Genomic DNA, 15,972 nt, shown 5'->3' with positions numbered 1-15,972 from the left:
CTACTATTGACCATAATTCCATTCCAGTTCACGTTTGGCCTCAAGCAGCTCTTGCTGTGCCTCAGCCAGCTTGTGACGTTTTTTCTCAATTTTGTCTGCTTTCCCTGAATGCTGAGCTTCGACTAATTCTTCCTCTCGCTCCTCAACTTCTTTAGTCTTTTCTTCCACTTCTGCTTGCAGCTCTTGGCGCAGCTCACCTTCCGAGCATTCATTCTGGATAGCGGAAAGTGCTTGCTCCAAGCCTTTAATGCGATGCTCATTACCTTGCGCTTTTGCATACTCAAGCTGCTGCTCTACCGCTAACTCTTTAGCGTCACAGCCTTTCACTTCATCTTGAGCAAAAACTGAAAGTGAGAATCCTATTGTTAGTGCAGCACTACACATGACTGCTTTGTTCATTTTACTTCTCCGAGAAAGGCACCATGCCTTTATACCAAATATTCTGACGTTGAGACCCAAGTCACTTCTAGTGAACTTCATGAGACTTGAATCGGTGATAAAGCCTCAGTCTTCCGAGGCCGGTTGAGTATATTCAATTGAGTTGATGAACCACTCTTTTTCACCTTCTGGGGTGCGTACCGTGAACTCTTCATCCACTTGTTTTTTCAACATCGCTCGCGCCATAGGTGAATCGATCGAGATGTAGTCTTTCGCATCGCCGTAAATCTCTTCAGGCCCGACAATACGAAACTTTTTCACTTCTCCTGCCTCATTTTCTATTTCCACCCATGCACCAAAAAAGACTTTGCCTTCTTGTTGCGGAGAATAGTCAACGATCGTGACTTCTGGCAGGAATTTACGAAGGAAGCGGACACGACGGTCGATCTGACGGAGTAAACGTTTATTGAAGGTGTAATCCGCATTTTCTGAGCGATCGCCCAGGCTCGCCGCCCAAGTGACGATCTTGGTGATTTCCGGGCGCTTTTCATTCCAAAGGTAATCATGCTCTTGTTTGAGTTTGTTGTAACCTTCTCGTGTAATCAGCTTAGTTTTCAAATTAACTCCTATCTCAACTAAAAAATGCTGCTCTTTGGCAGCATTAAGGAGATGATATACCCAAAGATCCAACGTTGTTCAGGCTTTGGGTATCAAGGTGATAAGGCGGCCAGAGTGTTACTTTTCGTAATCCGGTTTTTGCGTCACGATGTAATTCGTATCACTCGAAACAACCGCGCCATGTTTTAGGAAGTTTTTACCTAAAATCATGCTGTAATGGAAGCGACCTCGGTCCTGTAAGTTGACTCGGATCTTCTTCTCTAATTCGCCAAGCTTAACATGCATTTCAACCACAGGGCGTACGTTCGTTTTCTCGCCTTTCTTCGCTTTAATACGCATGACATCAACAACAGGCTTAGTAAACGCCTGTTTCATGCCAAGATCGTTCTCATAGGTAAAGCTCACCATGTCTTTGCCGTCTTTCTTAAACTGCTTGATGTTCTTAGCATTGATTGAGCTTACATCTGCACCCGTGTCTAACTTCACAGGGAAAGACATCCCCTCAACTTCCGCCACTTCGATATGGCCAGCTTTGAAAAGTGGCCTTGCATCTAGTAGATGATCTGCGCGAGTGTTCAGCAACACACCACCCTTGGCTATGTCATGACCAAAGACGAAAAAGGGTTGAGTGTCACCCTCATCAAGCACATCGAGCGCAAACTTCATTGATGTGTCTTTTCTACCGAGAAGAAAGTCTCCTTCGACAACAGGGCGAACCGCGCTGCCAACCTTGAGCTTTTTCAACACTGGTTTGGTGATTTTTTCTTCTTTCCCCTCATCGTTCATTAAATAAAACGTGACGGATTCATCCTTACCTTTTTCTGTTACTTCAAACCCATTTACACGCAGTAATGGCGTTTTCACAGTAAAAGTGGGGTAAGCAGGGACGGTATAACCATCAATGGTGACCTGTTCTTCTGGTGAAACGACAAGAGGTTTTGATTTGAGCGCGCTTTTGAACGTTTTTTCTACGCCACCCAGTAGATTTTCTCTGTCCGTATCAATAACAAAGTGCTGACTCGCGACGTCCCGACCTAAGCGAATTTGCGAACTGAACTTACTGCGATCACGCAGATACACCAACCAACGTTGAGTTTCATTTTCGCCGACTTTGACGGGTAAATAGACTAAAGGGCGCTCGCTTTTGGTCGTTTTCAGCATTCGTACCAAGGGTAATGTCATTGGATGACGCTTGCCATTCTCGCCCTCTAACATAAAAGAGACTTCGTTATGCTTTTTGTCTACCTTGATGTCCAGTGCATGGACGTTGGTATAACGGCTAGAAGTTGAGATGCTGATCTTATATGGCACACCTTCGACTTCAACCGTCTCTTTTTTGCCAATCATTTTTGCGCTTGGCTGTTCTTGAAGGTAATCGTAACCAGCGAAGACCCATGCGTTATCATCGAGATAGGTTTTACCAATCAAGATAGGAGAAGAGAATTGCGTACGCTTGGTCAGGTTCACTTCCGTCTCAACGGTGTGACCAGCGATTGTCATCGGCATTTTTATTGTCGGGCGTAGGATGGGCTTTTTGCTTGTCCGACTGCGAATCGCGCTCACTCTTTCCAGATCATCGGTAATCTGTATTTCCTTCCCTGTATAAGGGTGAGGAACCGTAAAGCTAACCTTTACTTGATATGGCTTAAAGCTGTCGGCGTCCCACTTTGCCTTCGTACCACCTAAGTCATCGACAATCGCCCAAAGTAACTCGTTATCTTTCAAATCTTGGTAATCTGGGTGTGAGCTACTGACATGGATATTCTCCGCATGCATCGATGTCGTATCTGCACCAGTATCAATCTTGCCAATAAATGGCACCGCTTTTAGTTCCGGAATGTCACTGTAGTAGACGCTCTCCACACGCCCTAGTACCAATTTGTTATCGAGCTGATAAACGGGAGCTTGTGTGGTTCCTGAGATAGACTGCGCCCAACTAAGCGGGGCGGCAAGTAAGGCACTCGTAAGCGCTAACGCCAAAGACATTTTTTTCATCATGATTATCCGTATAAGCCGAGGTACATTTAGTGATATCAACAACCGTGGAATTAGGTTAGTCGATAACTGCGGATATAAGTTCTCAATTTAATTACAGTTTTGACATAAATATGACTGATGTCCACCAGCGCCCGGTAAATTTTTGCCTCGTTAATTTAAAACATTGCAAATTCTTCGAACGACCCCAATGTTCTATACAACCAAAACTGAATTAAAAGAGAAAACACGGATGAGCCAAGCTATCTGTCGCATGATTGCTCAAGAACTGAATGTTCGCCCAGAGCAAGTCAACGCCGCTGTCACCCTAATTGATGATGGCAACACTGTCCCTTTTATTGCACGTTACCGCAAAGAGGTGACGGGGGGCCTTGATGATACCCAGCTTCGTACTTTGGACAGCCGTCTGTCTTACCTTCGTGAAATGGATGATCGCCGTCAAACCATCCTCAAATCAATCCAAGAGCAAGGCAAACTGACGCCAGAGCTAGAACAAGAGATCGCGCAGGCAGACAGCAAAACTCGTCTTGAAGACTTATACCTACCTTACAAACCCAAGCGTCGTACGAAAGGTCAGATCGCGATTGAAGCTGGTCTTGAACCACTCGCAGATCAGCTTTGGAATCATCCACAAACCGAGCCAGAAAGCGAAGCAAGCAAATACCTTGATGCAGACAAAGGCATCGCAGACACCAAAGCTGCATTGGATGGCGCTCGCGCGATCATCATGGAGCGCATCGCAGAAGACGCAAACTTACTGGAAAAAATTCGCAACCACTTAAATCGCAATGCGGAACTGGTTTCACGAGTCGTTGAAGGCAAAGAGCAAGAAGGCGAGAAGTTTAAAGATTACTTCAACCACAACGAGCCCCTAAGCAAAGTGCCATCGCACCGCGCACTGGCGATGCTACGCGGCCGTAACGAAGGCTTCCTGACATTGGCAATGAATGCTGATCCAGAACAGGAAGAAGGCGCTCGTCAGTCTTACTGCGAAACGATTATCGCCGACCATTATGGCGTGACGCTAAGCAGCGCACCGGCGGATACCTGGCGTAAGCAAGTGATCAGCTGGGCATGGCGCATCAAAGTATCGATGCACATGGAAACCGAGCTAATGGGCGCAATGAAAGAGCGCGCTGAAATCGAAGCGATTGAAGTATTCGCCACTAACCTAAAAGACTTGTTGATGGCAGCACCGGCTGGCCCTCGTGCAACACTTGGTCTCGATCCGGGTCTGCGTACAGGTTCAAAAATCGCGGTTGTCGACTCAACAGGTAAAGTGCTTGCAACCGAAACCATCTACCCTCACCCACCACAAAAACAATACGACAAGTCAGCACAAATCGTTGAGCAGTTGGTGCGTAAGTACAACGTGGATTTGATTGCGATTGGTAACGGTACGGCTTCACGTGAAACCGACAGCTTTGTCGCAGACGTCATCAAACGTGGCAACCTGAAAGTTCAGAAGATCATCGTAAGTGAAGCGGGGGCTTCGGTTTACTCAGCGTCTGAGCTTGCAGCAAAAGAGTTCCCGAATATGGACGTATCACTGCGTGGTGCAGTGTCGATTGCACGTCGTTTGCAAGATCCATTGGCTGAACTCGTGAAAATTGATCCGAAATCTATTGGTGTGGGTCAATACCAGCACGATGTAAGCCAATCTATGTTGGCAAAACGCCTAGATGCGATTGTGGAAGACTGTGTAAACGCGGTTGGTGTTGATGTGAACACTGCGTCTGCGGCGCTACTGACGCGCGTAGCAGGCTTATCAAGCACCATCGCGCAGAACATTGTCGACTTCCGCGATGAGAACGGCCGCTTCGAAGCACGTACAACCTTGAAGAAAGTACCTCGTTTAGGTCCTAAGGCGTTCGAGCAGTGTGCGGGCTTCCTGCGTATTATGGATGGTAAGAACCCACTTGATGCGTCTGCGGTTCACCCAGAAGCGTACCCAGTGGTCAAAGCGATTTCTGAGAAGAACAACAAAGATATCAAAGCACTGATTGGTGATTCAAGCTTCCTTAAAGGTCTGCATGCGGTCGATTACACCGACGATAACTTCGGCGTTCCAACCATTACAGACATCATCAAAGAGTTAGACAAGCCGGGTCGTGACCCACGTCCAGAATTCAAAACGGCGACCTTTGCAGAAGGTGTAAACTCGGTATCTGACTTGGAACCGGGCATGATTCTAGAAGGTGTGGTATCAAACGTAGCCAACTTCGGTGCCTTCGTTGATATTGGCGTTCACCAAGATGGTCTCGTACACATCTCTGCACTGACAGATCGTTACGTGTCTGACCCACGTGAAGTGGTGAAAGCGGGCGACATCGTCAAAGTGAAAGTGATGGAAGTTGACGTGCAGCGTAAGCGTATTGGTCTATCGATGCGTATGAACGACGAACCGGGTCAAGACAACCGCAGCCAACGCTCATCAGCAGCGCCACGTCGTAATGACCAACCGCAGCGTCGTCAGCCTCGCCGTGATGATTCGTCATCGAACAGCGCGATGGGCGGTGCGTTTGCTGCAGCGTTTGCTAAAGCGAAAAAGTAACCTTACCTAGGCTTCACCGCTAACGAGCTTTCATAACTAAAAAGAAAACGCTCCAATCAGTCAGCCTGCTTGGAGCGTTTTTGTTTGAGTAGGATATTGAGTCGTCATAATACTGCTATCACTTCTGACGGGGTATGGGGAGCGACTGCATGACCATAATGAAACTTGATCACCTTCCTGCGCTTTTCCATTAATCCTTCATTGATCGCAGCATCCAAAATGCGCTTTGGTAAGCGAAAGCGGATCGCGTAGCCTTTCCCCTGGTCTTCACTATACGATTTGAGCGCAAGCAAACTAAAAAGCCGTTCTAGTGTATCTTCCGGCTCTTCTTGATAACGCGTGTCGACTTCCGTTTCCATATCATAATCAGGATGCTCTGAAGGATCCCAAGAAGACTGACGTCGGCGCTTGTCATCACCTTTTACTTTTCGCTCTGCATTGGTTTTGGCCAATGCGACCGTTGGCGTTACAGGCTCTCGGACTTTATTGTCGCGAGCTGCTTGTTCCGTCTGCACATTCACGGATGGGGCGATCAGTGGCACACTTACGTTGGTCGGTGACACAATCATTGCGAACCCTCCTCAGAGTCGCCCAACTCGTCAATATGGCTTAGCTTTATTGGCTAATAAAACCTCACCAGTCTTTATGTCGACCACTTTTTAAACAACTTGAGGTATTTCCGTTCGCACTTGCTCAATCGTGAGCAAACTCTCGGATTTGAACACAAAATTCGTCATGTTCGGTGATAAAAGGCGCATGAGAGGACTGATTAAAAACAAACTGCTGGGTATGAGGCAACTGTTCACTCAAATCGTTAGCTACTTTAATTGGCACCAACCCATCTAAACGGCCATAAAGACGCAACATTGGAACAGAAAGAGACGTCAACGCATCGCGCAGATCCACATCAGCAAGGATGTTTAGCCCAACCAACAGCGATTCAGGCTTTGGCTGAGGGCGCGATAGTACCGCTTGCTTGAGCTGTTTAACATCTTTACGCGCTGATGGGCTGCCCATCGCTTGCAACGCCATAAAGCGCTCAATGGTCAGTGAGAAATCTTCTAGCAACTGAGAGGTGAACGCACTCAGTACATTCGGTTGAATGCCGCGCCACGGTTTTTCTGCGGCAAATTTTGGTGAGCTGGCAACCGTAATCAACTTAGCCACGCGCTCGGGCATATTTAACGCCACATGCGTCGCCACTAAACCTCCGAGGGACCAACCAAGCCAAATCGCTTTCTCTGGCGCACCTTGCACCACCAGATTAGCAATATGGTCTAAATCTTCGGCATGAGATTCGGCGCTATGCCCGTACCCCGGAAGGTCAACCACATGAACTCGGAAATAAGGTTGAAGAGACTCGACTGTCTGCTGCCATACCGCACCATTCATGCCCCAACCATGAAGTAATACCAAATCTGGTCCCTGACCAAATGACTGCCAGTGTAATTTCGTGCTCATGCTCTCAATCTCTCCCACTTATTTTATTCCCTACGGCTTCAGCCAAGCGTTAGGCTGAGTAAAATATCACCATGAATAAACGCTATGTTATCTCATCACTGGCAAAACATCATGCATCGCGTATTGAGCAGTCAATGCGGCCTGTGTCGGTTCCCTATTCAAACACCAAGCCACACAAATACTCTGCGCTGGTGCGAGCACTGTTTAAAATACCTAACTCCGGTAAAACGATGTCAACGCTGCGGTTTATCATTACAGAAAGAAGAAATGAGTACGGATAGTATTTGTGGTGAATGTCTTTCAAAGCCACCGCCATGGCAAAGGCTATACACGTTAGGCGATTACGACTTTCCCCTTTCACGGGAAGTACAGCGCTTTAAAGATCACGGAGAGTCTTGGCATGTAAAAGCATTAACCGAGCAACTGGCACAGCGCATCACCACGCCAGCTCCAATCATTACCAGTGTGCCATTGCACTGGCAGCGTTACCTGCGCCGGGGTTTTAATCAAAGTGATGTTTTAGCCCGACACCTCGCCAAGCAATTGCAGACTAATTTTGATGCGAAGGTCTTTCGTCGAGTAAAGCTCGCCCAATCACAGCGTGGTAATACCAAAACAAGCCGTGAACAAAACTTAAAAGGCGCGTTTATTCTCAATAAGCAACCTCACTCTTCCCATGTTGCCATCGTCGATGATGTAGTCACCACAGGCAGTACCGTCCGACAATTATGTCATTTACTACTTGAAGTTGGCGTAGAAAGCATCGATATTTACTGCATCTGCAGAACACCTGCTCCTCGTTCTCTCTAGATCGCTTCGCCATGCCTTAGCATCAAAAAGACTAGACCCATACGTCAACAAGAGTAGAATAGCAGCAGTAACCTACAAATTTACTCGGGTATTCGTCGTGTCAAATATTACTATTACAGAAACTGCGCAAACGCATTTCGCTAACCTTTTAGGTCAACAACCTGAAGGCACTAACATTCGTATTTTCGTTGTGAACCCAGGTACACAAAACGCTGAGTGTGGCGTGTCTTACTGCCCACCAGAAGCAGTAGAATCGACCGACACTGAACTCTCTTACAGCGGTTTTTCAGCTTACGTGGATGAGCTAAGCCTGCCATTCCTTGAAGACGCTGAAATCGATTTTGTTACCGATAAAATGGGCTCTCAGCTAACGCTAAAAGCACCTAACGCTAAAATGCGTAAAGTTGCGGACGACGCACCACTGGTTGAGCGCGTTGAGTACGTTATCCAAACTCAAGTGAACCCACAACTTGCTGGCCACGGTGGTCACGTAAACTTGGTTGAGATCACTGAAGACGGTGTTGCGATTGTTGCATTTGGTGGCGGTTGTAATGGCTGTTCTATGGTTGACGTAACACTAAAAGAAGGCATCGAGAAAGAACTGCTAAACCAGTTCATTGGTGAACTAACCGCAGTTCGTGATGCAACAGAACATGACCGTGGTGATCACTCTTACTACTAAGAGTAAACACTGTCAGAAAATGGGAGGCTTCGGTCTCCCATTTTTGTATCGATACTGAGGTGATGCTGAGATGCTTAGCTCGACTCGTAAAATCCGCTAGAAACTCAGGCGGAGTTCTCATATATTAAGAATCTTACGCATCTCGTAAACGCCAACGACACCAAGGAGCCAGCGTCATGCCGAAACGAACCCCACCAGAGATACTCTCATGCCAGACGGTTGCAAAATCCAAACTGTTTGCTGTGGAAGCGCTCGACCTTCGTTTTTCCAATGGTGAGCACCGTACTTATGAGCGTATGAAGCCAAGTGGACGAGATGCTGTAATGGTAGTCCCTGTAACAGAACAAGGCGATTTATTACTGGTGCGTGAATACGCCGCTGGAACTGAACGTTACGAGCTAGGTTTCCCAAAAGGGCTGATTGACCCAGGAGAAACACCACACCAAGCTGCGGATCGTGAGTTAAAAGAAGAAATCGGCTTTGGCTGTAATCAGTTAACCCCGTTGAAACAAGTTATCCTCGCGCCATCTTACTTTTCGAGCAAAATGACTCTATTTTTAGGACAGGCGCTTTATCCAGAGAAGCAAGAAGGCGATGAGCCTGAACCACTGGAAATTGTGCGTTGGCCACTTGCGCAAGCCGAAGAGTTATTAACTCACATGGATTTCTGTGAAGCACGAAGCATCACAGCGCTAATGTTGGCACTGAAACACTTACCAAACACCACTCACAAGCATAACCAATAACGGTCATTAGAACCGAATAACACTGTGAGTAAGGACTATCACTTATGCCAATGACAAAAGATCTATCTCACCTACTTCCTCAAGTCATCGAGATTGCCCGCAGTGCTGGGCAAATGATCCTCGAAATATATGAAAAGAAGCAATACGAGGCCTACACCAAAAGTGACGAAACTCCCGTAACAAGTGCAGATATTGCAGCTCACAAGTTCATCACTGAACGCTTGAGTGATCTGACGCCTGACATTCCCGTGTTGTCAGAAGAAGACGCAGACATAAGCTTAGAGCAACGCGCTCAGTGGGAACGTTATTGGTTAGTCGACCCTCTTGATGGTACTCAAGAATTCATCGCTCGCAGTGGTGACTTTGCCACTATTATTGCGTTGGTCGACAACAATCGACCAACCATGGGCGTCGTTTACGGTCCTGTATCTGGCGTGACTTACTACGCTTATAATGGCAAAGGCGCCTGGAAAATTCCCGACATGTCGGACAGCGTCAAAATCCATACACACAAACACGAACAGCCAGAGCAAAGCATCGCAATTGCTATTAGTCGTCGCCAAGACATCAATCGTATTACTAACCGTATGAGCAGCGCCTGGAATTACGACTTAATACCGCTCGGTTCTGCGGCATTGAAAGCATGCCTCGTCGCGGAAGGGGCTGTGGATTGTTACTTACGTCTGGGGCCAACTGGCGAGTGGGACACCGCTGCAACACAATGCATTGTTGAAGAAGCTGGCGGACGTATTCTCAGCACGCAATTAGAACCGCTGTCATATAACGAGCGGGAAACACTAGAAAACCCGAACTTTATTGTTCTTGGTGATGCGGATTTACCTTGGAATGAGATTTTACAACGCAAAGATTAAGCGCCCTATCGGTAAAATTTAGAGCACAAAATTCTAGCAATAGAAAGGCCACGAATATCTTCGTGGCCTTTTCTTTTTGACCTTCTGTACAGCACTTGGAGTATTTGGCCTACTATGTTCCAATTACTTGCAAAGCTGAACAAAAGAAACAAATCGATTAAAAATCATGGCTTTAAACTTTCACTCATTCCCAATCAAGATCGAATGTACAGCGAATAGAGGTTTTAGCTTACGATGATCCAAAAGCAAAAAGAGCTGCACAATAGCAGCTCTTTTAAGATATTGGATTTTGTCACGATAGGTTAGAAGCGCCCTTGGTAATTAAACTCATATTGACCTTGAGCATTCGGCTTACCCAACCATTTCAGTTGCTCCCCCATGCTGGATGGGAACTCTGCACCAGGTTTGAACCACGCTTTGGTTGAGTATCGTTGATTAGGCATCAGCTCTGCTGAGAACGCCGCAGAGACTTGTTCGCTGCTCTGCTCACCAGTTGCCGTCAATACACTATCCTGACAGTTTATATCGGCAATCACAGGACCGAGATCTAAGCTGCCAACGGGGCTTTGAATACCACTGGCATTCCATACTAAAGTGCCTTCACCGTTCTTACACCAAGGCGCAGCATAAGTCGCATGACGAATATTCAGCTCAAGCTGCCCATCAACACCAACAGGCACAGGGAGGCGCGCTTGCTCAACAACTTTTACCGCCGGAATCGAGGCAACTAAGTTTTTGGCATAAGGGCCATCACTTAAGCTATAGCCGACAAAACCGCGCCCACGAACGTCCATTTCACTACCACGACCAAAGCGCACAGCAAACTCAGCTTTACCTGTCAGTAGACTCGACCATTGGAAATCCCAATTAACTTCTCCAAGGTTCTGGTGCTGCCAACGAATACTAGCAGCTTGACCTTGCCATACCGAACCGTTGGCTCCTTGAATGTCCAGGCCTCTCACTGTTGGTGCTTGTTGTAACACCCAAGAGACTGGTAATCCCATTAAAAGACTGACTGAAAAAAAGACGATAAAGATAACAACGTAAAGTACTGCTCGCTTCACCTTAACCTCGCTTAAACTGAAGGCGGTTTACATCGATCATGCCCGCTTGCTCTGTTCGGTCGATATCTAAAAATTCGACTTCAATACCCTGTTGCTCTTTCAAGTAACGTAACCAATCCACTAGTTGATTAAACGCGAGTGGTTTGATCCACACTTGAACGCTCTCATTACGAGGTTGTACTCGAATCAACTCAACTTTATAACGACGAGCTGAAGAAGAAACCAACTGATTCAACGGTTGACTAGAGTAGCTCACACCGCTGCTTTTTCGCAGTGCAGTGATGCCATCCGCTTTATCTTGTACCCAAGCTAGCAACTGCTTTTCACTTTGAATACGTGACTGAGCTAGCTCCGCACGTTGACTCATTGGCTGTAATAAACCCCAATAAATAATACCGATAACGGCAATAGCGCCACATCCCATGACCAAACGCTGCTCACGCTGCGAGATGCTGCTCCACCAAACCTGAGCTTGAGAAATTAAATTTTTCATCATCACCTCACAAACGCTTCAAAACAAAGCTGCCAACCACAACGTTATCGCTACGGTTCAACTGACCTTGCTCAACATTAAACTTCTCTGCCAATTTCACACGAGCCTGCTCAAAAGGTTGGAAGTCTGAACTACGAGCCTGAATACGTACTTCGCCACGTTGTCCGTCGTATTTAAAGCTAGTGATCTCCAAGTCGCTGACCTGACCAAGCGTCGCGGGTAATGCCGCCAACCATGACAACATTGCCTGCTGACCACTTCCACCAGATAAGCGGCGCTCTTCATCATCCATTTGTCGTTTGAGGTAACTAACGGTAGGAATGCGTCGTTTATTTGGGAACACTTGGCGGAAAATACGCTCACTCTCCTCACGATACGCTTGAGCTTGTGCTTCGTACTTGTGGACCACGAGCAACTGCTGCGCAACCATGACAACGATAAGCACCCCCGCAGCAATGGTGGCTTTTTGCCAGAGCTTCCAGTATTTACCCCAAGAAGATTTCGGCTTGAAGATCCCAGTCAGCAAATTGACTTTGCTTTCTGTCACCCCCTTCGCCAGTAAAGCCATCGTCATTTCTTCTGGTTGCGGCTCCCATATTTCAGGTAACGCAGATTCCGGGACCGAGCTATAGCAATCGAGCTTCCAACCTTCATGATTTTGTAGATAAGAAGAGAGGTAAAGGTCTAACCAAGAAGCGTCGACAACCGCGCCCTCTGTCGCAGAGTGACGAATTAGCCATTGCTCGCCAATCATTGCAGCACTGCTGTGCTCTCCACGAACCGGTAATGCAAGCACATCGGGTAAAATGCGTTTAATGGCGATACCTTGGCTTGAAAAACGTTGCAGTACAGTCTGAATCCAAGCACGTTCAACTGCGCAAATCTGCGCTTTGTCCGCTTGTTTACCCAACACGCTAAAGTGCAGGCCATCAACGTCCTGAGCAACTTCGTCTTCCACTAAGTACGGTAACATCGCCTCGAATTGGCGTGTTGCACCAGGTGGTATATCCACTTGCGTCAGGACCACATCATTACTCGCCAACAGCGCCACAACTTGGCGCTGACCAGCATATGAGACCAACTCATCTAAGTGTTCCCACCCGGCGATTTCACCGCTAGCAATCACTTCCTGTTGATCTGTCGACCACACCACCCAAGGAATGGTACTTTGTTGTTCGCTACTCAGCCGAACGGTCAGAAACTCGCTCACTGATCCCTCCAAAACGACGGCGAACTACGGTCACCGTTTCTCTATTTGTACTTTGCAAAAGGCTTCGGATACGTACACGTGATTCATCCACCAACACTTGTGCATCCAATTCAAAAAAGGCGCTATCCACACCCAAATAGCCTTTGGCGTTTTTCTTTACATCTTCACTTAAGCCAGCCATTTCTGACTCTGCTAAAAATTCATCAATGCTATCCCACCCATCAAATGGGCGTTTTTCAATTAGCTGAATCGCATCACTACTGCTTAAGTTTGGTGAGAACATTGCCACCAAAATCGGAGCTTGCTCAACATCAATCGTATTCACGTTTAAACGCCAGTCATCACTTGGTAATGCACAGACCAGCGGCTCCAATTTTTGGAAAATTTCACCACTCACCTGATAGACAGCCCGTAACTCGGAAGCATCTGCCATCCAACCATTTGATGCTAAATAGGAAGGCTTCATCGCTTCATATGTGCTGTCTTCAACCCCAGTAGTCGAACGGACAGAGTCGTCAGCATCAATGTATTCCCAAGTAGAGTCTGCAATGATTTCTGCTTGATATGGCTCGACATCCAACTCTTCTAATAAGCGCTGCAATACATTCACTAAATATGGTCTTGTAATTTGCTGACCCGTTGGTTGCACACGACTCAATACATTTAGATTAAAGCACGCTTGCTTGTCTCTAATTCGTCCCGCCGCTTGACCATAATCTAACGGATAGACTTGCTCTTTTATCGCCCACGGTTGACTCATATTAATCGTGTCGGTGTCTTTATAACTTTGCTCGATACCCACTTTTGCTAGCGCCTCGACGCCAAGGCTGTACCAATACGCTTGCTGGTAATTGATTTGATTAGCGCCTCGCTGAAACTGCAAGAACAAACGTTCCGACATACTGGCAGCAACCGTTGCCATAATCGCCAGCAACATCAACACTATAATCAAAGCAACACCGCGCTGACGGTTAACCATTATTGCTGTCTCCTGAACTTTCCTCTTTCTGACTCAATGTGCCATCAGGAGTGAGATAAGTGCGGGCAATTTCTCCATAGTCTTTGAGAGTGAGAACAACAGAAACCGCTTTCGGCAGCGCTTTTTCTTCAGCCCACTCTTTTTTCCATTGCTTACCATCATAGAAACGCATATCAAATGACTCGACCTGCGTTAGCAATGGAGTAACAGTACCTTGTTGCCCAACCGGCGTATCAGGATAGCGCCACCATACTCGCTGCAGTGTTTCTTCTTTTAAGCGATAGCCAACCTTGGTTACTTCTCCACGAGGGAACTGCTGCTGAGGGTTGTGCCAACCTAAACGGGCAAACATCAGTCCTTTGGTATCGGAGTCCAACAGGTAATCGGACCAAAAAATTAGCCGGCTAGCAGGCTCTTCACCATTAGTACGTGTTTGACGCATCGCCATTTGACGAAAATCGTTATCCATCATCACCATGGCACGCTGAATTTCGTTTAAGCGTTGGGTTCGTTCTTGTGATAGCGCATTGCTACGCTGTACTTGCGATACCACTTGGTACGCAGCGACACTTAAACTGGCAAAGATGGCAATCGATACCAACACTTCAATAAGTGTAAAACCTTTTACCCTTTGGCGCGTATTTGCGCGGGGATTATTATTGCGCCACATAGCTTCGTACCGTTACTACAGGGCTCGCGCTTTTCTCTACCGAGACGCTCACATCAAATGCTTTCAGCAATGGCTGCGTCGTGGCGACTGGCGTGACTTTCCAGAACCAAGTGCGTCCTGCCAGCTCTTCTGTGCCGTTTTTCGCTTTGAGTTCTCCGGTATTCAACATCACATTTGCCATCTGATTATCCACAACCATGGCTGCAAACATTTTTTCTTCTAGATAACTGATTGTATTAATATGCTGGCTCACAGAGCGAATGACACTGATGGCAGCGGTAGCGAAAATTGCCAGTGCGACCAATACTTCCAGTAAGGTCATGCCTCTCGTCCGGCGATGACTCAAATTTGGGCGAGCTTGCTTAAAATTGCGCATTCTCATCCTCTTTCACTTCTTCGCCCGGAGCTAATAACAAAATTTGTCCACTTTCTTTGCCAATGACTCGCCAACCGTCATTAAAGGCATCACCATTTTGCGGAAAAAAAGACAGGGTAAATGGCGTGACTTCGGCGCTGGAAAAGATAAACACTTGCGGTGGCTCAATTTTCTTTTCGTCCTCTTCTTCTGCGAACATGTCTTCATCAAAAAGAGAACCTGGTTTGAATAAGCGCTCATCATTATCCCAAGCACCACCTCCGAGCTCGAGTTGTAGCGTAATATCTTCTTCTAGCTTGGTTTTGCTCGGAATCTGCTTTAATTTCAGAGGCTGCCAACCTTCTGAGGTTAAACTCAGTAGAGCGTAGGTCGATTTGGCATCATCCACTCGAACGCCAAAATCTTTACCGCTCAGCACCGCTTCTTCATTGAGCAGCTGTAAACGCTGAAAAAAGCTTTGAGCATACTGTTTGGAAAGATCTTTTTGGCTAGTCGGTAACGTCGAGATCACGGCCACAGCCGTAAGAGATAGCAAAACCAGCACCAATAGAATTTCTATCAATGTAAAACCGTTATGTTTTCGCATTTGTTTCATTAGTGCTGGCTTAGGCTCAATTATTGGAAGTCTTGCATGTTCCAGTTGCCAATATCTGCAGCTGGACCTTCTCCACCCTCTTGGCCATCTGCGCCTAGAGTGAAGATATCGATTGTACCGTTATCACCTGGGCTTAAGTATTGGTACTGGTTGCCCCAAGGGTCATTAGGAAGACGTTTGATGTAACCACCATCACGGTAGTTGCGTGGCTCTGGGTTAGATGGCTTACTAACCAATGCTTCTAGACCTTGGTCCGTTGTTGGGTAAACGCTGTTATCCAACTTGTACATATCTAAGGCATTTTCCAACGCGACAATGTCCGTAATCGCTTTTTGTTGGTCAGCCTTCTCTTTGTTACCCAATAGGTTTGGAACAACAAAACTTGCCAAAATACCTAGGATAACCACAACAACCATCACTTCTAAAAGTGTAAAACCCTGTTGTTTACTACGCTTAAACTTCATTTTTT

The 15,972-nt window shown here is 46.8% G+C and carries 18 protein-coding genes; 5 read left to right on the top strand and 13 right to left on the bottom strand.

What is annotated here, in order from left to right; translation table 11 throughout:
• Positions 1–3 precede the first annotated feature (3 nt).
• The 3 genes from R7R78_RS10630 to R7R78_RS10620 all read right to left on the bottom strand — a co-directional run bounded on the left by R7R78_RS10630 (position 4) and on the right by R7R78_RS10620 (position 2,994).
• Positions 4–399 carry a DUF1090 domain-containing protein gene (locus tag R7R78_RS10630; RefSeq protein ID WP_017635004.1) on the bottom strand — a complete coding sequence of 132 codons (396 nt, stop codon included), beginning with the start codon at positions 397–399 and terminating at the stop codon, positions 4–6.
• 105 nt (positions 400–504) lie between these two features.
• On the bottom strand, positions 505–996 hold the full coding sequence (greB, locus tag R7R78_RS10625; protein ID WP_005379321.1) for a transcription elongation factor GreB: 492 nt from the start codon (positions 994–996) through the stop codon (positions 505–507).
• A gap of 117 nt (positions 997–1,113) precedes the next feature.
• A complete protein-coding gene (locus R7R78_RS10620) occupies positions 1,114–2,994 on the bottom strand; it encodes an ATP-dependent zinc protease (protein WP_225473516.1) in 1,881 nt (626 codons plus the stop codon).
• 229 nt (positions 2,995–3,223) lie between these two features.
• Between R7R78_RS10620 and R7R78_RS10615 the strand changes: the two genes are divergently transcribed.
• Positions 3,224–5,545 (top strand): Tex family protein, encoded by a 2,322-nt coding sequence (locus tag R7R78_RS10615; protein WP_005379317.1) that lies wholly within the window; start codon positions 3,224–3,226, stop codon positions 5,543–5,545.
• A gap of 104 nt (positions 5,546–5,649) precedes the next feature.
• On the opposite strand, the gene R7R78_RS10610 is transcribed toward R7R78_RS10615, so the two are convergent.
• Both R7R78_RS10610 and bioH read right to left on the bottom strand, forming a co-directional pair.
• Positions 5,650–6,114 (bottom strand): hypothetical protein, encoded by a 465-nt coding sequence (locus R7R78_RS10610; RefSeq protein ID WP_005379316.1) that lies wholly within the window; start codon positions 6,112–6,114, stop codon positions 5,650–5,652.
• 124 nt (positions 6,115–6,238) lie between these two features.
• Positions 6,239–7,006 (bottom strand): pimeloyl-ACP methyl ester esterase BioH, encoded by a 768-nt coding sequence (gene bioH / locus R7R78_RS10605; RefSeq protein ID WP_225473514.1) that lies wholly within the window; start codon positions 7,004–7,006, stop codon positions 6,239–6,241.
• 84 nt (positions 7,007–7,090) lie between these two features.
• Between bioH and R7R78_RS10600 the strand changes: the two genes are divergently transcribed.
• From R7R78_RS10600 to cysQ, 4 genes are all read left to right on the top strand, one after another.
• Positions 7,091–7,816, top strand: a complete 726-nt coding sequence (locus R7R78_RS10600) for an amidophosphoribosyltransferase (RefSeq protein WP_042522603.1) — start codon at positions 7,091–7,093, stop codon at positions 7,814–7,816.
• 97 nt (positions 7,817–7,913) lie between these two features.
• Positions 7,914–8,498: a Fe-S biogenesis protein NfuA gene (gene nfuA / locus R7R78_RS10595; RefSeq protein WP_005379313.1), complete on the top strand. Its 585-nt coding sequence runs from the start codon at positions 7,914–7,916 to the stop codon at positions 8,496–8,498.
• Positions 8,499–8,674: 176 nt separating this feature from the next.
• On the top strand, positions 8,675–9,244 hold the full coding sequence (nudE, locus tag R7R78_RS10590; RefSeq protein ID WP_005379309.1) for an ADP compounds hydrolase NudE: 570 nt from the start codon (positions 8,675–8,677) through the stop codon (positions 9,242–9,244).
• 44 nt (positions 9,245–9,288) lie between these two features.
• Positions 9,289–10,116 carry a 3'(2'),5'-bisphosphate nucleotidase CysQ gene (gene cysQ / locus R7R78_RS10585; protein WP_005379308.1) on the top strand — a complete coding sequence of 276 codons (828 nt, stop codon included), beginning with the start codon at positions 9,289–9,291 and terminating at the stop codon, positions 10,114–10,116.
• A gap of 302 nt (positions 10,117–10,418) precedes the next feature.
• Here the strand turns inward: cysQ and R7R78_RS10580 are convergent, their stop codons facing one another.
• From R7R78_RS10580 to gspG, 8 genes are read right to left on the bottom strand one after another with little or no spacing between them, the layout of a single operon-like run.
• Positions 10,419–11,180: a type II secretion system protein N gene (locus R7R78_RS10580; RefSeq protein WP_222712369.1), complete on the bottom strand. Its 762-nt coding sequence runs from the start codon at positions 11,178–11,180 to the stop codon at positions 10,419–10,421.
• Between the two features lies 1 nt (position 11,181).
• Entirely contained in the window at positions 11,182–11,673 is a 492-nt protein-coding gene (locus R7R78_RS10575; RefSeq protein ID WP_005383002.1) for a type II secretion system protein M, read from the bottom strand.
• Positions 11,674–11,680: 7 nt separating this feature from the next.
• Positions 11,681–12,883, bottom strand: a complete 1,203-nt coding sequence (gene gspL / locus R7R78_RS10570; protein ID WP_167415599.1) for a type II secretion system protein GspL — start codon at positions 12,881–12,883, stop codon at positions 11,681–11,683.
• Complete coding sequence (gene gspK / locus R7R78_RS10565; protein WP_005379302.1) at positions 12,852–13,862, bottom strand: type II secretion system minor pseudopilin GspK; 1,011 nt, start codon at positions 13,860–13,862, stop codon at positions 12,852–12,854. Before gspK ends, gspL begins: the two co-directional genes overlap by 32 nt.
• A complete protein-coding gene (gene gspJ / locus R7R78_RS10560; RefSeq protein WP_047103742.1) occupies positions 13,855–14,532 on the bottom strand; it encodes a type II secretion system minor pseudopilin GspJ in 678 nt (225 codons plus the stop codon). Before gspJ ends, gspK begins: the two co-directional genes overlap by 8 nt.
• Complete coding sequence (gene gspI / locus R7R78_RS10555) at positions 14,519–14,908, bottom strand: type II secretion system minor pseudopilin GspI (RefSeq protein WP_017635009.1); 390 nt, start codon at positions 14,906–14,908, stop codon at positions 14,519–14,521. Before gspI ends, gspJ begins: the two co-directional genes overlap by 14 nt.
• Complete coding sequence (locus R7R78_RS10550) at positions 14,895–15,494, bottom strand: prepilin-type N-terminal cleavage/methylation domain-containing protein (protein WP_017635010.1); 600 nt, start codon at positions 15,492–15,494, stop codon at positions 14,895–14,897. Before R7R78_RS10550 ends, gspI begins: the two co-directional genes overlap by 14 nt.
• A gap of 29 nt (positions 15,495–15,523) precedes the next feature.
• Positions 15,524–15,967: a type II secretion system major pseudopilin GspG gene (gene gspG / locus R7R78_RS10545; RefSeq protein WP_005379298.1), complete on the bottom strand. Its 444-nt coding sequence runs from the start codon at positions 15,965–15,967 to the stop codon at positions 15,524–15,526.
• Positions 15,968–15,972: the final 5 nt, after the last annotated feature.

Source organism: Vibrio sp. 2134-1, assembly GCF_033339495.1.
Note: the sequence above shows the minus strand (reverse complement) of the source record. Positions and strands in the feature narration are given on the sequence as shown.